At 64.1% G+C, this 22598-nt stretch carries 21 protein-coding genes and 2 pseudogenes; 12 read left to right on the forward strand and 11 right to left on the reverse strand.

Features of this window, described 5'->3' with window-relative positions; translation table 11 throughout:
* The 7 genes and pseudogenes from JaAD80_RS17390 to JaAD80_RS17420 form a co-directional block, all read right to left on the reverse strand.
* Nucleotides 1–883, reverse strand: a pseudogene (locus tag JaAD80_RS17390) (hypothetical protein); the annotation flags it as partial.
* Nucleotides 884–986: 103 nt separating this feature from the next.
* On the reverse strand, nucleotides 987–4694 hold the full coding sequence (locus JaAD80_RS17395; RefSeq protein WP_102295841.1) for a tubulin-like doman-containing protein: 3708 nt from the start codon (nucleotides 4692–4694) through the stop codon (nucleotides 987–989).
* 36 nt (nucleotides 4695–4730) lie between these two features.
* Nucleotides 4731–5189, reverse strand: a complete 459-nt coding sequence (locus tag JaAD80_RS17400) for a hypothetical protein (RefSeq protein WP_102295843.1) — start codon at nucleotides 5187–5189, stop codon at nucleotides 4731–4733.
* 52 nt (nucleotides 5190–5241) lie between these two features.
* Nucleotides 5242–6711: a hypothetical protein gene (locus tag JaAD80_RS17405; protein ID WP_102295844.1), complete on the reverse strand. Its 1470-nt coding sequence runs from the start codon at nucleotides 6709–6711 to the stop codon at nucleotides 5242–5244.
* Nucleotides 6708–8192 (reverse strand): hypothetical protein, encoded by a 1485-nt coding sequence (locus JaAD80_RS17410; RefSeq protein ID WP_102295846.1) that lies wholly within the window; start codon nucleotides 8190–8192, stop codon nucleotides 6708–6710. Before JaAD80_RS17410 ends, JaAD80_RS17405 begins: the two co-directional genes overlap by 4 nt.
* Before the next feature lie 155 nt (nucleotides 8193–8347).
* Entirely contained in the window at nucleotides 8348–8824 is a 477-nt protein-coding gene (gene rfaE2 / locus JaAD80_RS17415) for a D-glycero-beta-D-manno-heptose 1-phosphate adenylyltransferase (protein ID WP_102295868.1), read from the reverse strand.
* A 45-nt stretch (nucleotides 8825–8869) separates the two neighbouring features.
* Nucleotides 8870–9109, reverse strand: coding sequence for a DUF3717 domain-containing protein (locus JaAD80_RS17420; protein WP_102295870.1), 240 nt, complete (start codon nucleotides 9107–9109; stop codon nucleotides 8870–8872).
* A gap of 134 nt (nucleotides 9110–9243) precedes the next feature.
* Here JaAD80_RS17420 and JaAD80_RS17425 point away from each other — a divergent pair, with 134 nt between their 5' ends.
* The 8 genes from JaAD80_RS17425 to JaAD80_RS17460 all read left to right on the forward strand — a co-directional run bounded on the left by JaAD80_RS17425 (nucleotide 9244) and on the right by JaAD80_RS17460 (nucleotide 14543).
* A complete protein-coding gene (locus JaAD80_RS17425; protein WP_102295848.1) occupies nucleotides 9244–10182 on the forward strand; it encodes a hydrogen peroxide-inducible genes activator in 939 nt (312 codons plus the stop codon).
* Between the two features lie 77 nt (nucleotides 10183–10259).
* Nucleotides 10260–11114: a 4-hydroxybenzoate octaprenyltransferase gene (gene ubiA, locus JaAD80_RS17430; RefSeq protein WP_102295849.1), complete on the forward strand. Its 855-nt coding sequence runs from the start codon at nucleotides 10260–10262 to the stop codon at nucleotides 11112–11114.
* Nucleotides 11115–11231: 117 nt separating this feature from the next.
* Nucleotides 11232–11588, forward strand: coding sequence for a DUF883 family protein (locus JaAD80_RS17435; protein ID WP_102295851.1), 357 nt, complete (start codon nucleotides 11232–11234; stop codon nucleotides 11586–11588).
* 76 nt (nucleotides 11589–11664) lie between these two features.
* Nucleotides 11665–12051 carry a phage holin family protein gene (locus JaAD80_RS17440; protein WP_102295853.1) on the forward strand — a complete coding sequence of 129 codons (387 nt, stop codon included), beginning with the start codon at nucleotides 11665–11667 and terminating at the stop codon, nucleotides 12049–12051.
* Nucleotides 12048–12395, forward strand: coding sequence for a hypothetical protein (locus JaAD80_RS17445; RefSeq protein WP_102295854.1), 348 nt, complete (start codon nucleotides 12048–12050; stop codon nucleotides 12393–12395). The genes JaAD80_RS17440 and JaAD80_RS17445 overlap by 4 nt, the downstream gene beginning before the upstream one ends.
* An 89-nt stretch (nucleotides 12396–12484) precedes the next feature.
* The gene (locus JaAD80_RS17450; protein ID WP_102295856.1) at nucleotides 12485–13042 is read left to right on the forward strand and encodes a DUF3455 domain-containing protein; all 558 of its coding nucleotides are present in this window, start codon (nucleotides 12485–12487) and stop codon (nucleotides 13040–13042) included.
* 209 nt (nucleotides 13043–13251) lie between these two features.
* Complete coding sequence (locus tag JaAD80_RS17455) at nucleotides 13252–13827, forward strand: sigma-70 family RNA polymerase sigma factor (protein WP_258003053.1); 576 nt, start codon at nucleotides 13252–13254, stop codon at nucleotides 13825–13827.
* Nucleotides 13824–14543 (forward strand): anti-sigma factor domain-containing protein, encoded by a 720-nt coding sequence (locus JaAD80_RS17460; protein WP_102295858.1) that lies wholly within the window; start codon nucleotides 13824–13826, stop codon nucleotides 14541–14543. The genes JaAD80_RS17455 and JaAD80_RS17460 overlap by 4 nt, the downstream gene beginning before the upstream one ends.
* Before the next feature lie 24 nt (nucleotides 14544–14567).
* Here the strand turns inward: JaAD80_RS17460 and proC are convergent, their stop codons facing one another.
* On the reverse strand, nucleotides 14568–15398 hold the full coding sequence (gene proC / locus JaAD80_RS17465; protein WP_102295859.1) for a pyrroline-5-carboxylate reductase: 831 nt from the start codon (nucleotides 15396–15398) through the stop codon (nucleotides 14568–14570).
* A 22-nt stretch (nucleotides 15399–15420) separates the two neighbouring features.
* Complete coding sequence (locus JaAD80_RS17470; protein WP_102295873.1) at nucleotides 15421–16122, reverse strand: YggS family pyridoxal phosphate-dependent enzyme; 702 nt, start codon at nucleotides 16120–16122, stop codon at nucleotides 15421–15423.
* A 79-nt stretch (nucleotides 16123–16201) separates the two neighbouring features.
* On the opposite strand from JaAD80_RS17470, the gene JaAD80_RS17475 reads away from it, so the two are divergent.
* The 4 genes from JaAD80_RS17475 to JaAD80_RS17490 all read left to right on the forward strand — a co-directional run bounded on the left by JaAD80_RS17475 (nucleotide 16202) and on the right by JaAD80_RS17490 (nucleotide 21175).
* Nucleotides 16202–17245: a type IV pilus twitching motility protein PilT gene (locus JaAD80_RS17475; protein WP_102295861.1), complete on the forward strand. Its 1044-nt coding sequence runs from the start codon at nucleotides 16202–16204 to the stop codon at nucleotides 17243–17245.
* Between the two features lie 4 nt (nucleotides 17246–17249).
* On the forward strand, nucleotides 17250–18389 hold the full coding sequence (locus JaAD80_RS17480; protein WP_180979457.1) for a PilT/PilU family type 4a pilus ATPase: 1140 nt from the start codon (nucleotides 17250–17252) through the stop codon (nucleotides 18387–18389).
* A gap of 1 nt (nucleotide 18390) precedes the next feature.
* The gene (locus JaAD80_RS17485; protein ID WP_102295863.1) at nucleotides 18391–18876 is read left to right on the forward strand and encodes a glutathione peroxidase; all 486 of its coding nucleotides are present in this window, start codon (nucleotides 18391–18393) and stop codon (nucleotides 18874–18876) included.
* 187 nt (nucleotides 18877–19063) lie between these two features.
* Nucleotides 19064–21175, forward strand: a complete 2112-nt coding sequence (locus tag JaAD80_RS17490) for a bifunctional diguanylate cyclase/phosphodiesterase (protein WP_102295865.1) — start codon at nucleotides 19064–19066, stop codon at nucleotides 21173–21175.
* Between the two features lie 28 nt (nucleotides 21176–21203).
* Here the strand turns inward: JaAD80_RS17490 and glcF are convergent, their stop codons facing one another.
* Nucleotides 21204–22457: a glycolate oxidase subunit GlcF gene (glcF, locus tag JaAD80_RS17495; protein WP_102295867.1), complete on the reverse strand. Its 1254-nt coding sequence runs from the start codon at nucleotides 22455–22457 to the stop codon at nucleotides 21204–21206.
* A gap of 4 nt (nucleotides 22458–22461) precedes the next feature.
* A pseudogene (gene glcE, locus JaAD80_RS31550) lies at nucleotides 22462–22598 on the reverse strand (glycolate oxidase subunit GlcE); the annotation flags it as partial.

Below are 22598 nucleotides of genomic sequence, written 5' to 3' on the forward strand. Positions count from 1 at the left end.
GTCGGGGCGTGGCCGGTGCCAGCACGGGCGCCGGCACCGATACCGGCGCAGGTGCCGACAGGGCTTGCGCCTCGGCCTTTAATTGCGGCAATTCCGGCGCTTCGCGGTCGATCGCTTCCAGCCGGACGATGGCATTGTTCGCCGCCGTCGCATCCTTGCCGTCGAGCGCCTGGCGCACCCCCACTTGCACGGACGCGGCCGCCGCCTGCTGGCGCGCCAGCTGCTTGCGCAGCGATTCCACGCTGGCCGCGCCCGCGCAATCGGCGTCGAGCGCGCCGATGCCCTTGGCGGCGCTTTGCAATTGATGGCCATCCAGATTGCGTTCAATGGCGCGCACGCTGCGCACGCAGCCGCTGGAGGCGGCGCCCGCCTTGCCGATGGCTGCCTGCAAATCGTCGGCCTTGGCGCTGGACTTGCCAGTACACACGTTTTTCGCCGTCGCCAGCTTTTGCCGCGCGCCATCCAGGCTGCCATTGGCCACCAGTTTCAAGCCGCTGTCGATGGCATCGTTGCAGGCCGATTCACTCTTGCCGCCCGGCTTGCCGTTCATGTAGACAATCACCGCTGCCAGCAAGCCGATGCCCGCCAGCCACTTCAGCCACGGGCGCGACGGCGCCGGCGGCACGGCAGGTGGCGCTGCCGGCGTTGCCTTGGGAGGCGCCTTGGGCGCCGCTTGCGGATGTGCCGGTTTGGCGTCCTTCGGGCGCTCCACTTTCGGCGCCTGCACGGGCACCGGCGGCGGCTTGGGCGCTGGGACAGGCACGGGGGCAGGCTTGGGTACCGGCACGGGCACTGGCGCCGGCTTCGGCTTGCTTTCCGGCACAGCCGGTGGCAACGGCGGCGGCACGGCCGGCGCTACCGCTGGCGTGACAGAGGGCTGCACGCGCGCCGCCTGCGCCTGCCCGCAGTACGGGCAGTGGCGGACAGCGAAGAACAGGCCGGCCTTACATGTGATGCAATTTTCCAAAACTCATCTTTCCCTAAACTCAAGCCAGCGGCGGCGGCATCAGCGGTGGCGGCGCACTGTGGAACAAAGGCGCCAGTTCGGCGAACTGGGCCAGGTCGACCCAGGCCGGCAAGCCGGCACGCCAGACCTTGGTGGTGCCCGGTACAACCTGTCCCGCCTGCACGTATTGCACGATCTGCTGGGCAGTAAATGGTCCTTGCTGCTGGCCATTAATGCCGAGGAAATACTGGTGCTCGACCAGGGGCGGCGGCATGCCGCCCAGCGGTGGCGGCATGCCGAAGGCCGGCGCCACGGACGCGCCAGCGGCTGGCGCCGCACCTGCCGGGCGCAGCAATTGCTCCAGGCGTCCCGCTTCCAGCATTTCCCCCTTGATCGCATACTTCAGGCGCGGCTGGCCATCCGCTTCCGGCTCACGCACTTCCCAGTCATAGGCGTCGCTGTCGGAGTCGCCGATGACGTTCGCCCAGTCCTTCAGGCGGCCCAGCAGGGTTTGCACCGTGCGCTCGAGTTCATCGCTGGCCATGCCCTTGCGGCGCGCCGACTCGCGCAGGCGCGCGCCCACTTCCGCGGCAATGGCGCTGCCAAAGCCGATGTACGGCAACTGCGAGCCGTCGGCCTGCGCCACCAGCTTGGGCGCATACACGCCCCGCTCGTAGTATTTTGCCAGCGCCGCCATGGCGGCCGTCTGCACGGCATCAAGCGCAGCGAGTTTTTCCTCGATGCGCAGGGCGATATTTTTCTCGTACGAGGCGGGCATGCCGTTCTGGCGGATGGCCCGTTCGTTGCCGATGCGCCGCAAATCACCGGGCTCGACGGCAAACTGGTACTGGCCCGGCGGCACGACCCGGCCCGTATGGCGCGTCAGTATGCCCAGCATGATGGCTTGCAGGAACTCGCCGAAGTCTTCCGCCAGGCGCTTCATTTCATCCGTGTTCGGCGCGATCGGGTGCGTGAATTGCGTCGGATCGATATGCGTGTGGGTCGGCGCCTTGTCGTTGTCGCCTTCCTTGCGGTAGCTGGTGCGCCAGCCTTCCAGGCCCCGCAGCACCGTCATCGGCACGCCGGCCAGTTCGCAATAGCAGACGGCGCGGCCGCGGATGCCCGTCTCGACGATTTCCAGCTGGCTCACCGTGATGCCCACCTGGGTCGGCACGCACGATTCGAGCTCGGCGCCAAACTTCGCCTTGAAGCCGGCCGCGTTGGCCACGCCGATCACGCACTTGAACTGGTCCGACACGACCGTGAAATCGCCCGCCATGTTGGCATCGATCCACGGCATGGAGCAGGCCAGCAGTTTGCGGAAGCGGTCCAGGCGTTCGGACACATCCATCTGCTCCAGCGCCTCGAACAGCGGGTCGGGCGTGCTTGTCGTCCCTTCCACCAGGCTCGTCGTGGCGATCATGTTTTCCGCCATGCGCGTGACTTTGGCCAGGATCAAGGCGCGCTGCGCCGGTTCGCCCAGCATGGGGAACAGCGCTTTCGAGCCGCCCATGTCCTTGAACGCTTCATCGGCCCACTGGCGCAAGGTGGCCGCCGATGGCAGCGCAATGTCTTTTTCCGTGACGGGAATGACGATCAGGGTCGCGTGTTCCTTGTCCAGGTCCTTGCGCAGGATGGTATTGGCCGTTTTCAATTCGGCCAGCATGGCCAGCACGCCTTCGCGGCCCGATTGCAGTTCGCCCACCAGGCCATTCCACTGGGCACGCCCCTGCGCATCGACGCCGATCCGGTTGCCCAGCCAGCGCGACAGTTCGCCCAGCAAAATAACGGACTCGTCCGCAGCCTTGGCGCGCAGATGGAATTTCAAGGCATTCGCCATTTCCGTGCGCAAATGGTCCATCACCACGCCGGCCTGCTTTTCGCCATTGCTGAGGAAACCGAAGGTGCCGCGCGTCTGCTCCAGGTTGTTCAACAGGCGCTCGTATTCGCGCGAGCGCACGGCTTCCTTGATTTCGCGGTAGCGCTCGGCATTGTTGCCGATCTGCGCCGTCAAGCCGCTGCCCGGCGCCTCGATGCGGTCCTTGATCTGTTCCACCAGCGACAGCACGTATTCCAGGCCGCCGAATTCCTTGTTGTCCAGGTAACCATACAGCTGGTCGCGCACGACTTTCTTGACGTCGTCCAGCAGTTCGCGGCGGCGCTTGCTGATGCGGTCTTCCGTCGTGTCGGCCGTGGAATCCTGGTCGCGCACGGCATCGCGTTCCAGATGCTTCATGGCATCGCGCACCTGCGCCGGCCATTCGCTGCGATCAAAGCCCGTGCGGATGTCGTTGACTCTCGTGTTGACCCGGTTTTCCACGCCGGCCAGCAAGTGGCCGTGGCGGTCTTCCAGCAATTCGTCGACCACGCGGAAATCGATGAAGTCGCCGCTGGAGCGCTTCAGCTCGATACTCTTGTCGGAAAACTCGGGGAATTCGCTGAACGGCGTGCCCTTCAGGAACATATTGGCGGCGAGGAAATTATCGCGCTGCGTATCCGTGGCCCGGTTGGCGCCCGCATCCGTGCCACCCACGCCAAAGAACGCTTGCAGCATGGCGCCGGCCCAGCGGTGGGCCCACTCGTCGCGCGCCGCTTCCTGGCGCGTATCGAGCACGGCCATGCCGAACGAGGAAAAGCGCTTCGAGAAATACAGCCGCATGTCGCCGAAGCGGTCTTGCGGCACGGGCGCGTTGTACAGGGAATTCTTGTGCTGCGCCTGGTTGACGGCGATCGAGCGCTTGGCGCGGGCGAAGTCGGCCGAGGCGAAATCCTCGAACAGCGAATCGGCCACCATGTGGTAGACGTCGCTGACATCCTTGGTGTGCTGCTGCGCCAGGTTGCCCGAGTCGATCAGGTAGACCTCGCTGTACGGCTCGCGCGTCAGTTCCGGGCGGTCGTATGCATCCCAGCGGCCCACATAGCCCTTGTTGCCCATCATCGCCGATTCCAGCTCCATCAGCGCCGCATAGCCGTTGGCCTCGACCCGGTCCTTGTTGGCCTTGGTGTAGCCGGTCGGCAGGAACAGCATCAGCTCGACATCGGCCGTGCCCACTTCGCTGCGCGCCAGCCAGCGCGCCAGCAAGCCCATGTCGAGGAAGGAGCCGGACCCCGTGCCGCCCGCCACCGAACCGACGATGACGATGCGGAAACGGTTGGTTTCCATGCGCAAGCCTAGTTCGGCCAGCTGGCGCTCGTGCGACAGGCCCGCCTTCAGGGCTTTCAACTTCAAACGGATCTTGTCGCGGATCTTCGCGTACTTGTCGAAGAAATACAGGCGCGAGACGGCGCGGATCTGGCCGGCGCCGCTGCTCATGTCGAAACGCAGTTCGCGGATGCGCTGCGGCGTCAATGGCAGCCATTCCTTGATGTGCGGATATTTTTCCAGGGAATCTTCGTCACGGCTGTATTTATCCATGTCGAACGATTCAACCACCTTGTCGTCATCCGTGAACTTCACCTGGTCGAACTGCAAGTCCTTCGCCTGCGACTCGCCGCTCTCGATCACGGCGCCATTGTCGAGGTCGAAATGAATGAATTGCGCGATGGGAAAGTCGCTCAGCCCCTCGATGCGCGTGCGGTTGCCCGCCCCGCCCCACAGGGTGTTGAGGACGCGCCGGCGCACGCGCATCAGCACCTGCATGCCCGTGCCGCCGATGCCGATGAACAGCGTCGGGCGCAGTTCGATGATCTTGTCCTGCTTGCGCTCGCTGGCGCCGCCGGTGATGGTTTGGTTCAGGTTCTCTGCCATGGTGATTCCTTCGATGATGCGTGCAACGGCGTGTGCTTAGCGGCGGCTGGAAGTAAAGGTCAACAGTAACGCAACCAGGCCCACCAGCACCAGCGGTCCCATGAACAGCGGCGCGAGGAATTTATGCGCGTTCACGGCCGCCAGCACCACGCCCGTTGCCAGGCTGGCCAGGAAGATGAACAACCACCAGCCCGAGGCATTGGCCTTGTTGGGCGGCACGCGCTTGCCCACCAGGCCGTTCGCATAGGCATTCTTGGCAAAGAAAAAGGCGATGAACAGCAGCAACAGCACCACCCCGCCGACCAGGGTGTCGCGCGACGAGGTATCGGTGGTGGCGGCAGCGTCAAACGCGGGCGCAGGCTCGGTGATGCCGGTGGCGCCGGCGGTTGCCGGCGCATCGGCGGCTGGCGGCGTGGCGGCCGGGGCCGATGCCGGGGACGTTACCGGGGCCGGCAAAGTAAAACCTGCATTGTCTTTTGGAGTGTCTTGCGCCATGGTCTGCCTCAGGTAGATGGAAATCGATAAATGTAAAAATGCGGGATGCGGCTTAAACCAGGCTCAAGGTATGGCCTTCGGCCACGCGCACGACGGCGGGCTTGCCCAGGCCCCGTTTCAGCTCGCCGATATCACGGCCATTGTCATCGCGGATCTGCACGCTTTTGAAGGGTTTCAGCAGCACTTGCCGCGCCACGCCGTCGGCCATGACCTTGTAGCGCGTGGCGCGCGTGCCGAGCAGGCCCAGAGCCAGCAAGCCCAGCACGAATGCCAGGATACCGCCGAGCATTACCAGCACGGGCAGCAGCGGATACTGTATGCGCACCAGCAAGGGGATCGTCGCCTGCGAGGCGCGCACGCTGTCGGGCGGCGTAAACATGTCCGAAATCGGGTCGCCGGGAAACAGTTCCTGCAAATCCTTGCCAAAGCTGGACGCCAGCGCCAGCCGCTGTTCCGACAGGCCCACCTGCGCCCGCATGGGCAGCATCACCTGCTTGCCCATGGCGGCGATGGCCTGCGCCGACCAGGGCGAGGGAATCTGCGCCATCGGCAAGGCAAACTGTACCTGCACGGACTGGCTGGCGCCCGGCTGCAGCTGGCGGATCTGATCTGGCACAACCTGCAGCGGCGTGTTCTGTCCGGCCAGGGTGGCGTGCACCCTGGCGCTGTCGATCACGTACGGGAAAAACATGTTTTGCAGGGATGCCTGCAGCTGCACTTGCGGCACCAGGTTCGCCGCATCGACGTCGAGCACGATGGTGCGTCCGTCGCGGCCCAGGCTGGCATGGACGTTGGCACTGTTCTTGACGGACTGGGGCACGATGCGCACGGCATCCTGGTCCACCGGTTTCAAGCGCGCAGGCGGACGCGTCAGCACTTGCGACAGCTTTCCTTCGCCCAGGATGCGGTTCAGCGCGTCGGATGCCGGCTGGCCATACGCCAGCGCGTACACCATCAAGCCCTTGGCGCTGTACAGCTTGCCCTGCACGGGCATGCGCAACGGAAACACCAGGGTCTTGGTGATCGACGGCTCCAGGTGCAGCAGGCGGTAAAAGTCGCGGTTGCGCTCGGCCGTCTGGCTGTCGTTGTTCGGGCTGTTCTTGTTATTGGTAAAGATCCACACGATGCCGGAGGCAGACTGGAACGGTCCCGTGATGGTTTTGGTGACGGCTTCCTGGAAGTCCGTGTCGGCCAGCGCGCCGCCCGCGCCCTTGCGCGCCAGGCCAAGGCTGGCCAGCTGGCCCGCCACGCCGGCGCCGCCCTGCCCTTGGCCCAGCAGCGCGGGCGACACGTTGGTGCCGCTGCTCTGGCTGAAGGCCAGGGTGTAGACCTTGTCGGACGGCTGCGTGGCCGCCTGCGCCACGGCGCCCACCAGGGCCTTCAGCTGCGATTGCTCATCCGTATAAAACGGCTCCATCCAGCCCGAGTTTTGCACCAGGAACGCTTGCTGGATGCCGGCCGCCTGCACGGCGCCGGCACTGAGCAAGGCGGCACAGGCCGCGATCAGCAGGCGCGCCTTCATGCCTGCAGATTCCAGCCATCGATGCGCGACAGCAAGGGGTGATACGCCCACAGCTTGTTTTCGCTGACAAACAGGCGCACGTTCCACGGTTCGCTGACGGCAAAGGTGTGGAACACGGTTTCGCGGAACTCATCGTCCTGCACCAGCTGGGCGGCCAGGCGCTCGTTCGAGCGCAGCACGCTGGACAGGCCGGCGCTGGTGGCGAACTTGACGCCGAAGACACTGTTGCCGCTGCCCGATTCCAGCAGCGGCATGACGGCCTGGTTCTTGCCGCCGTCGTCGCCGTGTTCCGGCTCTTCCCACGGCGCCGTTTTCAGCTTGGTGGCGAAGCGGTAATTGAAGCTGCCCGAACACAGGCGCGGCGCCAGCGCATCGGCCTGTTCGGACTGCGCGCCCAGTTTCACGTACACATAGGTACCACGGCTGTGCTCGAAGCACAGCTGCCACAGGCCGCCGTCGCGCGACAGGTACGGACTGCCGAACTCGAAATGCGGCACCAGGCCTTCGGGCCACGGCGTAAACGAGGCGGCCACATGGCCGTCCGGCTGCAATTGCAGGCGCAGCTGGCCGTGCGCGCACGGCCACACGGCCATGCGGTTGTAGGCGACGGGGGCGCCGACCTTGCCAAGTTGCACCGCGCCATCGAGCAGCACGTCGCTGCCCGGCGTTTGCGCGGCATCCAGGTTGGCGAAGCGGATACGGCCATCGTCGTCGCGCAGCGGCGCCCACAGGCGGTTCTGGAACCACACGGGCGCGGCCACGCACGGCGCGCCGCCCACGTGCTCGACCACATAGGTGAGCGACGGCACGTCGGGACGGATGCAGGCCAGGCCATGGCTGGTCGGCAAGACCAGCACGCTGTTAAAGTCCGGCACCAGTTCGGCGCGCCAGGCGCCATGTTCCAGGTCCGACTCGGCCAGCAAGCCGCCGCTTTCCGGTTCCAGCGCCAGCCAGCGTTTGGTCGCCGGCAGCCAGGCGTGCAAGGCTGCCTTGCGCGGATCCAGCGCCAGCAGCGCGGGCGCGCATGTGCCGAACTGGGCGGAGAAGAATTCGTACTTGCCTGGCGGCGGCATGGGCATCGAGGCGTCGGCCTGCGCATGCTCTTCGCGCGCGCGCTGGTCCGCCAGTTTCAAGGGCACGCTGGCCTGGCGCAAGCCGGCCGCGCCCGGCAAGGGGATGTCGCTGACGGCATGCGCGCCAAACGGCGGCACCCAGGGCGGCGCCACGGCCGTGTCGGGCGGCACTTGCAGGGCCGCGCCGGTAGCGGGATCGAAAGCGAATTCAGGCGGAAACTGGCGCACGGGCGCGCCTTCCGCGGCGGGCAGGCGGCGGGCGTGCATCAGCTTGCCGATATCGGCCTGGCCCAGCAAAGGCGAGACGTTCTGGCCATCCGCGCTGCGCTGCAAGGTCCAGTCACCGGCATCGTCCACCTGCCACACGCCGGACGGCAGCGGCCAATCCCCAGAAGTTTTATGGTCCATTTATTTTTCGATGACTAGCAATAAGCACCATCGCGTGGTGCTACAACAGAGAAAGACGGTGCGACGTGCTGGGGCGGTCGAAACGAAGTCGCAGCCCTGGCAGTTCTCATAGTAACGTCTTTTTATCTGTATGGAAACATTGACGAAGCTTCCTTCTACTGCGCCCGCACCTTGCTCAGCAGCTTGGTGGTTGAGCGGTCATGCGCAAAATCGATGGCCACGGCCTGGCCGCCATATGCCAGCACGGCCTGGCCTTCCGGTATCGCCGCCATGTCGTAGTCGCCGCCCTTGGCGTAGATTTCCGGGCGGATTTCCTGCACCACTTCCAGCGCGCTGTCTTCCGAAAACGGCACGACCAGGCTCACCGCTTCCAGCGCGGCCAGCACGGCCATGCGGTCTTCACAGCTGTTCAGGGGCCGGTCGTCGCCCTTGCCCAGGCGTTTCACCGAGGCATCGGTATTGACGGCAACGATCAACGAGGCACCCAGTGCGCGCGCCTGTGCCAGATACGTCACGTGGCCGCGGTGCAGGATATCGAACACGCCGTTCGTCACCACCACGGGCTTGGGCAGCGCCTGCGCGCGGGTGCGCAAATCGTCGCGGCTGCATAGTTTGTCTTCAAAATCAGGCATGGTCATCCGTTTGAGTAGGTTTGAGTGTGTAAATAGTTGTGCCATTCAGGCGTGGCTATCGCCATGGATGCCGCCCGCGTCCTTGCGCCAGGCATCGATCAGGGCCAGGATGGCCGGGTCCAGGCTGTCCTCGGCGATGCTGTCCTGACGCGCATGAATCATCCGCGCATACACGCCGGCCAGGCGGCTGACGGGCGGCGACAGCGCATATTCGTTGCCGCGCGCCGGTTGCCGGGCACGCCAGTAATTGATCGCCGCTTCCAGTGCCTGTATGCGTAATTCCATCGCCATCTCCCTCCACAGCCGCATCCCGCATTATAGGGGGCGATCCGCTACAATACGCCATCGGCGCCACAGTTTGACGTGCGTGCCACCTTTCATTCATTGCAAGTAAGTACTTCCTGTGTTTCAATCACCTTATGACACTGACTGAACTGAAATATATCGTTGCAGTCGCGCGAGCGAAACACTTCGGCCACGCCGCCGAAGCCTGCTTCGTTGCCCAGCCCACCCTGTCAGTGGCCATCAAGAAACTCGAAGACGAACTGGGCGTGGTCCTGTTCGAGCGGGGCGGCGCGGAAATCTCCGTCACGCCCCTGGGTGCGCAAATCATTGCGCAAGCCGAGCGCGTGCTGGAACAGACGGCCGCCATCAAGGAACTCGCCAAGCAGAACAAGGACCCGCTGGCCGGCCCCCTGCGCCTGGGCGTGATCTACACGATCGGCCCCTACCTGCTGCCGCCGCTGGTCAAGGCCATGATAGACCAGGTACCGCAAATGCCCTTGATCTTGCAGGAGAATTTCACGGTTCGCCTGCTCGAACTGCTGCGCCAGGGCGAACTGGACGTGGCCATCATGGCCCTGCCCCTGCCTGAACACGGCATGGCCATGCAGGACCTGTATGACGAACCGTTTGTTGTCGCCATGCCGCGCCACCACCCCTGGACGGCGCGCGAGAAAATCGCCGCGCAGGACTTGAAGTCGGAAACCATGCTGCTCTTGGGCAATGGCCACTGTTTCCGTGACCAGGTATTGGAAGTGTGCCCGGAAATGGCGCGCTTTTCCTCGCCCGGCAACGGCATGCAGCGCACGTTTGAAGGCTCCTCGCTGGAAACCATCCGCCACATGGTGGCCAGCGGCATCGGCCTGACGGTCTTGCCGCGCGCCTCCGTGGTCAATATGCACGCCACCGACGGCATGCTGGAATACCGGCCCTTCGCCGACCCTGTGCCGTCGCGCCGGGTGGTAATGCTGTGGCGTAAGAGCTTTACGCGCAAGGCAGCCATCGACGCCCTGTGCGCGGCCATCGCCAGCTGCAACCTGCCCGGCATTACTGCCTTGTGCGAAGACGGCGATTAAGTCGCCAGCCGCAAAATAGTACATTTACGTACGATTTGCGATAATCGACCTTTCTCTTCAACAAGATCGAGTCTTCCATGAACAAGCTGGCGCTGTATTTTCGCCTGATACGGCTGGACAAGCCTATCGGTACCGTATTGCTGCTGTGGCCTACCCTGTGCGCGCTGTGGCTGGCGCAGCAGGGCGTGCCGGACTGGCGGCTGCTGCTCATCTTCATCCTCGGCACTTTCCTCATGCGTTCGGCAGGCTGCGCCATCAACGACTACGCCGACCAGGACATCGACAAATTCGTCAAGCGCACGGCCGAACGCCCCATCACCAGCGGGCGCATCAGCGGCAAGGAAGCGCTGGCCGTGGCCGGCGTGCTGACCGTGCTGGCCTTTTGCCTGATCCTGCCCCTGAACACGCTCACCAAGCAGCTGTCCGTGGCCGCCGTCATCATCGCCGCCACCTACCCGTATTTCAAGCGTTTCTTTGCGATTCCGCAAGCCTACCTGGGCATCGCTTTCGGCTTCGGCATTCCCATGGGCTTTGCCGCCATCACGGGCGCCGTGCCTGTCGTCGCCTGGCTGCTGTTGCTGGGCAATGTCTTCTGGGCCGTGGCCTACGACACGGAATACGCGATGGTCGACCGCGACGACGACCTGAAGATCGGCATCAAGACATCGGCCATCACCTTTGGCCGCTACGACGTGGCCATCATCATGCTGTGCTATGCGGTTTTCCTGCTGCTGTGGTTAGTGTGCGGCTGGCATCTGGGCTTGCGTTACTGGTTCGTCGCCGGCCTGGTGGTGGCTGCCGGCTGTGCCGTTTACCACTACACATTGATCCGCGCACGCGAGCGTATGCCGTGTTTTGCGGCATTCCGGCATAATAACTGGCTAGGAGCGGCGGTGTTTGCGGGAGTGGTGCTGGACTTTGCTTTCCGTTAATTTGCTCGCGACAAGAGGCCTTGCGTCCCGGCAACCGTTGAGACGGCGCAAGGCAGCCTGGCCGCTGCTGCCTACACTGGTATTTCAATGTGCAGTTTCACTTCCATGAGGTAATACATGAGCTCGATACATACCGGCAAATCCAGCAGCGACAACATCCTCGCCGACGCCGACAAGGCCCGCGACAAACTGGTTGGCGACTTGAAAAACGTCATCAATGAAGCCGAAGGCTGGCTCGATGGCGCCAAGGACCAGACGGGCGAGAATGTCAAAGCCGTCAAGGACAAGTTCATCGCCACCCTGGAAACGGCCAAGAAGGACTTGATCAAGCTGGAAGAAGACTTGCTCGAACGGACGAAAAAAGCGGCCAAGGCCACCGACGAGTACGTGCAAGACAATCCATGGAAAGCCGTGGGCGCCGGCGCCGTCGTGGGCGTGCTGTTCGGCCTGCTGCTGTCCTCGTCGCGCCGCTAGGCACGCACTCGCACGGCGGCCCAGTCCGCCGGGCGTGACCGACGGCCTGGCCGTCCCCTGACGCGAAAGGCAGCATATGGCTATCGTGCATCAAGTCGCCCAGGTCGCAGCGACCCTCGCCGCCATCGTCCAGACCCGTCTGGCCCTGGCGGCCGTGGAAATGGAAGAAGAGTCGCTGCGCTTCCTGTCCTATCTGGCCCTGGCCATGCTGGCACTGTTGTGCCTGTTCGTCGGCCTGGTATTGATCGTCTTCCTCGTCATCGTGCTGTTCTGGGACACGCACCGCATCGCCGCCATCGCCATCACGGCCGCCGTCTTCATCGTCGCCGCGCTGGGCACGCTATTGGGCGTGCGGGCCAGTTTCCGCAGCAAGCCGAAACTGCTGTCCTTTACCATGAGCGAACTGAACAAAGACCTGGACGAGCTGCAACTGCTGGCACGCCGGGGATCGGAGCAGCCATGACCACGCATCCCACCAAACTGTCACATGCCCACAATGCCGCCAGCCTGGCGCAGCGGCGCGACGCCCTGCTGGCCGAGTGCGCGCTGCAGCGCCTGGCCCTGGGCATACAGACGCGCCAGTTGCTGGAGCCGCTCACGGGCGGCAATCTGCGCCACACCCTGGCCACGCGCTTTAAAATCCCCCTCATGATAGGCGGCGCCGTGCTGGGCCTGCTGCTGGTGCGCCCGCGCCGCTTCCTGCCCCTGCTACGGGCCAGCGGTGCGCTGCTCAAGCACGCCACCACCGCCATGCCGGTCGTGCTGGCACTGGCGCAGCGCTTCAGCAAGAAAGACGCGCCGCCGTAAAATATTTTTTCCGCACTGCATCCAATTCGCGGACTCGCGTGTAGTACAGGTATCAGCCAGCCGGCTGAGCCAACTACCAGGAGTTTGCCATGCTTGCCACCATCGCCCCACGCCATACCGCCCCATCGCTCACCGTGCTGTGCGCCGCCCTGCTGGTGGCCGCCTGCTCGCCCATGAGCGCGCGCTATTCGCAGGAACAATTACCCGCCGCCGTGAAAGTGCCGGACGGGCATCAGGTCGCCATGCAAACCGTGGGCGTGGGCAAGATTGCCTATGAATGCAAGGCCAAGAAAGACATGACGGGCCATGAATGGGTCTTCGTTGGGCCAGATGCGGCCCTGAATGACCGCAGCGGCATGAAAGTGGGCACGTATTTCGGTCCACCGGCCACCTGGGCCAATCTGGATGGCTCGAAAGTGACGGCGACGCAAGTGGCCGTGGCACCGGCCGGCGCGGGCAATATCCCGTATCAACTGGTCAAGGCCAACCCGGCCACGGGCAGCGGCGCCATGCAGGGCGTCAGCTATATCCAGCGCGTGGCCACCAGCGGCGGCGTAGCGCCCAGCAGCCCTTGCGGCATGGAAAGCATTGGCGCCAAGCAATGGGTGCCCTACCAGGCCGATTACATCTTTTGGAAAGCCGCATAAAAACACCTATCAAAACCTGCTGCGCGTCGGGATAGGCGACCTGCGATACTACCGGCTCGGCGCCCCCGAACTTGGTACGGTTGCGCTTCCTAGCCAGCTATCCCTTCCGCTCGCTACGGTTTTGTTAAGTGTTGTAAAACCTGGAGGCGACGGTTGGCAAACAGTTTTCTAGCCTATACTCTCATTGAAAACTTGCTAACCGTTCACTTTTGACGATTGCGCCAACCTTGCCAAGCCACGCCGCCCCTTACGATTACGATGCCGCCCTGCGCGCCTGCGCCAGGGGCGAGCAGCAAGCATTGCATGGCCTGTACCAGCAGGAAAGCCGCTATCTGCTGGGCGTGGCCCTGCGCATCGTGCGCCAGCGGGCGCTGGCCGAAGACGTGCTGCATGACGCTTTTCTCAGCATCTGGCGCCGCGCCGGCAGTTTCGACGCCACGCGCGGCAGCGGCAAGGGCTGGATCTATGTGGTGGTGCGGCACCAGGCGCTGAACGTGGCGCGTGCGCGCGCGCATGAACTGTCAGCCGACGAGGATACCGTGGAAACCCTGCTGCACGAACGCCAAGCACATGATGTCGGCGATGCCTACGCCGAGCAAGCCGACATGGGCAAGCTGCACGATTGCCTCGGCCACCTGGACGAACCAAAGCGCAACAGCATCCTGTACGCCTATGTGGACGGCTGCTCGCACAGCGAAATCGCGCAGCGTCTGCAAGCGCCGCTGGGCACCGTGAAAGCCTGGGTCAAGCGCGGCCTGGCCGCCTTGCGGGAGTGCATGGGATGAGCACGCACGACGAAGACGAACTGCAAAGGCTGGCCAGCGAATACGTGCTGGGCACTTTGGAACTGGCCGAGCGGACTGAAGTGGAACAGCGCCTGCCGCGCGACGCCGCCTTGCGCGATGCCGTGGCCGCCTGGGAACAGCGGCTGCTGCCATTGACCAGTTTGGCACAGCCGCAACAGCCATCGCCCCAGCTGTGGCCGCGTATCAGCGCCAGCCTGTTCACGCCGAAAAGCGTGCAACAGGCGGGTGGCTGGCAAGCGTGGTGGAACAGCCTGGCCTTCTGGCGCCTGCTGGCCGGCGGCGGCTTGGCGGCCACGGCCGCGCTGGCCGTGCTGGTCAGCGTGCAGCTGCAGGCGCCCAGCGGACCCGGCTACCTGGTGGTGCTGGTGGCGCCGCAAGACAAGTCGCCGGGCTGGATCGTGCAGGCCGGCAGCCGCGGCGGCAAGGGCCGCGACCTGAATCTGATCCCGCTGGGCCCGACGGCCGTGCCGCAGCAAAAGGCCCTGCAATTCTGGACCAAGGGCAAGGATTGGGGTGCGCCTGTCTCGCTGGGCCTGGTGCAGCCGGGACAAAGCCGCAAATTAACGCTGGATAAATTGCCGCCGCTGCAGCCCGATCAACTGTTCGAGATCACCCTGGAACCGGAAACCGGCTCGCCGACAGGCCGGCCGACGGGACCGATCCTGTACATCGGCCGCGCCGTCAAAGTCATCTGACTATTTGCCCGCTTATTTACTCACTTATTTACTCAATTCATCGCCCATCTCGCGCCCCCGCTGCGCCGCCGCCTTGATGCCCTTGACGATGGCCGCCTTCACGCCGCTCTCTTCCATGCTGGTGAGGGCCGCGTAGGTGGTGCCGCCCTTCGACGTGACGCGCTCGCGCAGCAGAGACACGGGTTCGCTGGAGTTGGCCGCCAGCTGCGCCGCGCCTGTAAAGGTGGCAATGGCCAGCTGCGTGCCCTGCTCCGGCGTGAGACCCAGTTCGGCAGCCGCCTGCTGCATCGCTTCGATAAAATAAAACACATAGGCGGGACCGCTGCCGGAGACGGCCGTGACGGGGTCGATCTTGGCTTCGTCATCGAGCCAGACGGTCTGGCCGACGGCGCGCAGGATGGCGTCCGCCGTCTTTTTCTGTTCGTCGCTGACGCCGCTGCTGGCCACCATGCCGGTGATGCCCATGCCGATCAGCGCCGGCGTATTCGGCATGCAGCGCACGATGGCAGGGTAATCGCCAAGCCAGCGCGACAGGTCCAGCGCGCGGATGCCGGCGGCGATCGACAGGATCAGCGGCGCACGGGCCACGTCGATGAAAGGCAGCAGCTGCGCCGCCACCTCGCGCATGCTTTGCGGTTTCACGGCCAGCACGATCACGTCCACCCCGCGCAGCGCGTCGCTGGCGGACGTGGCCGTGGTGACGCCGAACTGCGCCTGCAGTTTTTCCAGCGCCGGCGCATGCGGGTCGATCACGTGGATGTTGCCGCCCAGGGTCAGCTTGCCCGCCAGGCCGGCGATCAGGGCCGAGGCCATATTGCCGCCGCCTACAAATGCGATGTTCAGTTCAGTCGTCATGGCTATGCTTTCATTGAAACAGTTAAGAGTAATGGCGGGAACCGAAGATGGCGCTGCCCACGCGCACGATGGTGGCCCCTTCCAGCACGGCGGCACGCAAATCGGCCGACATGCCCATCGAGAGCGTATCGAGCGCCAGCCCGTCGGCGTTCAGCTGTTCATACAGCGCGCGCAATTGCGCGAACGCAGCGCGCTGCAGCGTGATATCCGTTTCCGGCTCGGGGATGGCCATCAGGCCGCGCAGGCGCAAACGCGGCAGCTGCGCCACGGCATGCGCCAGCGCGGGCAAGTCGGCGGGCGCCACGCCGCTCTTGCTGGCCTCGCCGCTGATGTTGACTTGCAGACAGATATTCAAGTCCGGCAAGCCGGCCGGGCGCTGTTCGGACAGGCGCGCGGCGATCTTTTCGCGCTCGACCGTATGCACCCAGTCAAAATGTTCGGCGATGGGCCGCGTCTTGTTGCTCTGGATGGGACCGATGAAATGCCAGGCCAGCGCGCCCTGCGGCAAGGCCAGCTTGACGGCGGCGATCTTGTCGAGCGCTTCCTGCAGATAGTTTTCGCCAAACGCCGTCTGGCCCGCGCGCGCGGCCGCCAGCACGGCATCCGCGCCAAAGGTTTTCGAGACGGCCAGCAGGGTCACGGCATCCGGCGCGCGCCGCGCTTCCAGCGCCGCCTGCGCAATCGCGTCGCGCACGGCTTGCAAGTTCTGTTCGATTGTGGACATAATCATTTTCTAGTGGATAAGGGCTACAGCACCGTCAACGCCATTCGGTAGCCCATCAATGCAGGCACAGGGATTATAAATGGACATTTCCGAACTACTCGCTTTCTCCGTCAGCAACAAGGCTTCCGACTTGCACCTGTCTTCCGGCCTGCCGCCGATGATACGGGTGAACGGCGACGTGCGCCGCCTGAACGTGGCGCCGCTCGAGCACAAGGAAGTGCACAGCATGATCTACGACATCATGAACGACAGCCAGCGCAAGGCTTATGAAGAAGCGCTGGAATGCGATTTCTCGTTCGAGATCCCCGGCCTGGCCCGCTTCCGCGTGAATGCCTACAACCAGGAAAGGGGCGCCTCGGCCGTGCTGCGCACGATTCCATCCAAGGTGCTGACCCTGGAAGAACTCAACGCCCCGCGCATCTTCGGCGAACTGGCCATGCGTCCGCGCGGCCTCGTGCTGGTGACGGGGCCGACGGGTTCGGGCAAGTCGACCACCCTGGCGGCGATGGTCAACCACGTCAACGAGCGCCTGAACCACCATATTCTGACCATCGAAGACCCGATCGAATTCGTGCATGAACCGAAAAAATGCCTGATCAACCAGCGCGAGGTAGGCTCGCACACGCATTCCTTCAGCAATGCGCTGCGCTCGGCCCTGCGCGAAGACCCGGACGTGATTTTAGTGGGCGAATTGCGCGACCTGGAAACCATCCGCCTGGCGCTGACGGCGGCCGAAACGGGCCACCTGGTGTTCGGCACCCTGCACACCTCATCGGCGGCAAAATCGATCGACCGCATCATCGACGTCTTCCCGGCCGAGGAAAAGGAAATGGTGCGCGCCATGCTGTCCGAATCCTTGCAAGCCGTGATCTCGCAAAACTTGCTGAAAACCAAGGATGGCACGGGCCGTGTGGCCGCGCATGAAATCATGCTGGCCACGCCGGCCGTGCGCAACCTGATCCGCGAAGCGAAAGTGGCGCAGATGTATTCGGCCATCCAGACGGGTGCCAACGTGGGCATGCAGACCCTGGACCAGTGCCTCTCGGACCTGGTGCGGCGCGGCACGATCACGGCGGAAACGGCCCGCTCGGCCGCCAAGTCGCCTGACAATTTCCCCGGATAAGCACATGCAGACGACGCACGAACACTATGGCGCCATGCACGCGCTGCTGGCGCAGATGCGCGCACAGGGCGGCTCGGACCTGTTTATCACGGCAGGCTTTCCAGCGGCCATCAAGCTCGATGGCAAGCTGACGCCGCTGGGCGGCGGCGCGCTCGACGCGCAGCAGGCGGCCGGCTATGTGCGCGCCGTCATGAACGAACGCCAGGCGGCCGATTTTTCGGCCAGCCGCGAAGCCAATTTCGCCATCAGCCCGGACGGCCTGGGGCGTTTCCGCGTGTCCGCCTTCGTGCAGATGGGCCAGGCAGGCATGGTCTTGCGCACGATCAATACCAGCATCCCCCGCCTGGACGCGCTGGGTTTACCCGCCGTCCTGCAAGACGTGGTGATGAGCAAGCGCGGCCTGGTCATCATGGTGGGCGCCACGGGCTGCGGCAAGTCGACCACCCTGGCGGCCATGGTGGGCCACCGCAACGCGCACAGCCATGGCCACATCATCACCATCGAAGACCCGGTGGAATTCATCCACCCGCACGGCAACTGCATCGTCACCCAGCGCGAAGTGGGCGTCGATACGGAAGACTGGGGCACGGCCCTGAAAAACACCCTGCGCCAGGCGCCGGACGTGATCCAGATCGGCGAGATCCGCGACCGCGACACCATGGACCACGCCATCGCGTTTGCCGAGACAGGCCATCTGTGCCTGGCCACCCTGCACGCGAATAATGCCAACCAGGCGCTCGACCGCATCATCAATTTCTTCCCCGAAGAACGGCGCCAGCAGTTGCTGATGGACCTGTCGCTCAATTTGAAGGGCATGATTTCACAGCGGCTGATCCCTGCCAAGCAAGGCGGCGGACGCAAGGCGGCGCTGGAAATCCTGCTGAACTCGCCACTGATGAGCGAGCTGATCTTCAAAGGACAGGTGCACGAGATCAAGGAATTGATGAAAAAATCGCGCGAACTGGGCATGCAGACCTTCGACCAGGCCCTGTTCGATTTGCACGAAGCGGGCCTGGTCAGCTATGAAGACGCGCTGCGCAATGCCGATTCCGTCAACGATCTGCGCCTGAGCATCAAGCTCAACGGCAAGACGGCGCCGGAAGCGGCCGCGCCAGCGGGCGCCGTCAAGCTGGGGCTGCTCTGACATGGCCGGCATCCACGATTTCCAGGCCGAAGCACTGGACGGCACGCCCGTCGACCTGGCCCGCTACCAGGGCAAGGTGGTCCTGATCGTCAACACGGCCAGCGCCTGCGGCTTCACGCCGCAATACCAGGGGCTCGAAACGCTGTACCGCCAGTTCCGGGAGCAGGGCCTGGTGGTGCTGGGTTTTCCCTGCAATCAATTCCGCCACCAGGAACCAGGGTCGAATGCGGAAATAGGCGCTTTTTGCGAAAACAATTTCGGCGTCACCTTTCCCCTGTTCGCCAAGATCGACGTGAATGGCCGCCATGCCGAGCCTTTATTCGTCCATTTAAAACAGGCGGCGCCGGGTTTTCTGGGCACGCAAGCGATCAAATGGAATTTCACGAAGTTTTTGGTGCGCAAGGATGGCAGCGTTTTTCGCCGCTATGCGACGGCCAGCAAGCCGGCAAGCCTGGCGGCAGACATCGCGCAATTACTACAAGAATAAGCCTGGAAATACTTTGATTATCGACAACAATCATGCGAAATCAATAAAAGCGTATTTATTTCATGACTGATATCAATATTGTGTTTCAAATAGCAATTTTTCGGTGATAATGTTTGCATAATTATTCGCAGATATCGATCACAAAACGATGCCAGTCTTAGGGAAAATCTTTTCTACATGGATGCGGATGGGTTGTTATTCCCGTCTATTCATTCCTATTTTTTTCCTGATACTTGGCGTTTCCGCCGTCCGCTATCACACCCTGCTCGATGCGGAAACCAGCCTGGCCACCGCGCGCTACCGGAGTGACGCGCGCCAGCTCGACCTGTACCTGGCCAACACCGTGCTGCCCATGGCCGTGCGCACCGACATGGGCAGCATGCGCGACAGTGTGCGGCAGGCGCTGCGCGGCGCCCTGCCCCTGAACCGCAGCCTGGCGGCCGTCCGCTGGAACAGCGCCTCCGAGCATATCGAAGTGCTAGCCGACAGCCAGCGGGCCGACGAGCTGGCGGCCACGGTACCGGCGTGGTTTGTGCGGCTGGCCGGCATCTCGGCCATCAGCAGCCGCCTGACGGTGGCGCTGCCCGACGGCGGCGATGGCGTGCTCGACCTGCATTACACGCCGCATCTGCCACTGACCCAGGTCTGGCACAACCTGCGCCACCAGGCCGTGCTGAGCACCATCAATGTGCTGCTCATCTACGTGCTGCTGGGCCTGATACTGGCCTCGCACCGCAAGCTGCTGGCGCGGCTGGTGCAGGCCACCGACCGCTTCCGCGGCGGCGACTTCAGCGTACGCATGGCTGCCGGCGCCACGCCCGAGGCGCAAGCCGTGGCGCGCTCGGTCAACAGCATGGCCGGCGATGTCGAAGAACTGCTGACCTCGCTCAAGACCAGCCAGCGCCAGCTGGGCGAACAGCTGAATGAAACCGTACATATGCAGCAGGCGCTGCAAAAGCTGTCCTGGCAAAACTATAACGACGTGCTGACTGGCCTGCCCAACCGCGCCGCGCTGGCCGCCCGCTTCGAGCAGGAACTGTTTCTCGCCCGCGAACGCCAGCGCCTGCTGGCCGTGTGCCTGTTCGACCTCGACCACTTCCAGACCATCAACGACCGCTGCGGTGCCGAGGCCGGCGATGAAATTCTCAAGCAGGTGGCGGGCCGCCTGCATGCGTTCACGGGCCAGGCGCACTATGTGGCGCGCCTGGGTGGCGATGAGTTCGTCCTGCTGCTGTGCGGCCAGGCCAGCATCGCCAGCATCGAACAGAACGTCACGCAGCTGATGAGCGAGCTGAGCCGTCCCTACCAGTGCGACCAGCAGGCGCTGCACATGACGGCCAGCGCCGGCATCGCCGTGTATGCGGGCAAGGACTTGAATACGGAAAGCCTGCTGCGCCACGCCGACCACGCCGTCTACCAGGCGAAATTAACGGGGCGCAACCAGTACCACTTCTTCGACACCAACCTCGACGAGGAAGTGCGCACCCACCACAACCAGCGCACGGAAGTGCGCCAGGCCCTGATCAATGGCGAGCTGCGGCTGTACTACCAGCCCAAGGTCAACATGCGCGCCGGCACGGTGGTGGGCATGGAAGCGCTGCTGCGCTGGCAGCATCCGCGCCGCGGCGTGCTGGCGCCGGCGCAGTTCCTGCCGCTGGTCGAACAGACCGACCTGATCATCGATATCGGCGAATGGGTGCTGCGCCAGGCCCTGTGGCAGATGCAGCGCTGGGCGGCAAGCGGCAAGCACTGGGTGGTCAGCGTGAATATCGCGGCACGCCATTTCCAGCAACCGGATTTCGTCTCGCGCCTGAAAACCATCCTCGGCGAATTTCCCGGCGTGCGCGCCAGCATGCTGGAACTGGAAATCCTCGAATCGTCGGCCCTGCACGACATCGAACACGTGCGCCGCATCATCCGCGCCTGCCAGGCGCTGGGCATCACCTTCGCCCTCGACGATTTCGGCACCGGTTATTCCTCGATGTCCTATCTGAAACGGCTGCCGGCGAATATCGTCAAGATCGACCAGAGCTTCGTGCGCAACATGCTCAACGACCCCGACGACCTGCACCTGGTGCGTGCCGTCATCGGCCTGGCCCGTTCATTTTCCCTGACGGTGATCGCCGAAGGCGTCGAAAGCATCGAGCATGGCGCGCGCCTGATCCAGCTGGGCTGCGACCTGGCGCAAGGCTACGGCATCGCCCGCCCCATGCCGGCCGACGCCGTACTGGAATGGGCGAACCATTTTATCCCTGCGCCGCAGTGGCGTATCGCCCAGTTCAGCGAAAGCCCCGTGTAAACACCTGGCCAAACCTGCCTTCCCCTCGCTACGGTTTTGTCAGGTGTTCATTCGTACTGGAATGAATCAAAGCTGAATCGATCAACTCGATCCAGTGCCGCACGGGCGTTTCCGTGCCCGACTGCAGATGCGTGAGGCAGCCGATGTTGGCCGAGACGATGACGTCCGGCGCGCACGCTTCCAGGTTCGCCACCTTGTTGTCACGCAGCTGCTGTGACAGTTCCGGCTGCAAAATCGAATACGTGCCGGCCGAACCGCAGCACAAATGGCTGTCCGCGCACAGGCGCACGTCGACGCCGACGGCGCGCAGCACCTGCTCCACCTTGCCGCGGATCTGCTGGCCATGCTGCAGCGTGCACGGCGGGTGGTATGCCACCCGGTGCGCGATCTTGCCTTGCAGCCGCGCTGCCAGTTCCGCTTCGAATGCCGGCATGATCTCGGACAGGTCGCGCGTCAGTTCCGCGATGCGCCGTGCCTTCTGCGCATAGTTGGCATCGTGCGCCAGCAGGTGCCCGTATTCCTTGACGGTGGCGCCGCAGCCCGACGCCGTCATGACGATGGCTTCCGCACTTTCCACATACGGCCACCAGGCGTCGATATTGCGGCGCATGTCGTCCAGCGCCGCCTCCTGGTCGTTCAGATGATGGCGCAGCGCGCCGCAGCAGCCGGCCTTGGGCGCGACGATCAGCTGCACGCCCAGCGCATCGAGCACGCGCGCCGTGGCCGCGTTGATGTTGGGCGACATGGCCGGCTGCACGCAGCCGTCGAGCAGCAGCATCGTGCGCGCATGCTGGCGCGTTGGCCATGCGCCGGCCTTTTCTCCCGGGCGCAGCTTGTCCTGCAAGCTTTTCGAGAGCAACGGGCGCAGCGCCTGGCCCGCCTTGTACACGGGCGTAAACAGCCAGCGGCGCGGCAAGGCTTCCTTCAGGGCGAAGCGCAGCGCGCGCTCGCGCAAGGGCCGCTGCACGCGCTGCTCGACGACGCTGCGGCCGATATCGACCAGGCGCCCGTACCGCACCCCGGATGGACAGGTCGATTCGCAGTTGCGGCAGGTCAGGCAGCGGTCCAGGTGCGTCTGCGTCTTGGCCGTGACGGGTGCGCCTTCCAGCACCTGCTTGATCAGGTAAATGCGGCCGCGCGGGCCATCGAGTTCGTCGCCCAGCAGCTGGTACGTGGGGCAGGTGGCCGTGCAAAAACCGCAGTGCACGCAGGCGCGCAGGATGGCTTCCGCTTCGTCGCCTGCCGGCGTGTTCTTGATGAAATCGGCGAGATTGGTTTGCATGCGCTCAATCCATTCTGTGCGGGTTGAAGATGCCGGCCGGGTCGAAAGCCTGCCGCAGGCGCTGGTGGATGACGGCGATGGCCGGCGCCAGCGGGTGGAACACGCCTGCGGACTTGTCGCCGCCACGGAACAGGGTGGCGT

Source organism: Janthinobacterium sp. AD80, from assembly GCF_002878455.1.
In the GTDB taxonomy this organism is placed as follows: Bacteria; Pseudomonadota; Gammaproteobacteria; order Burkholderiales; family Burkholderiaceae_D; genus Janthinobacterium.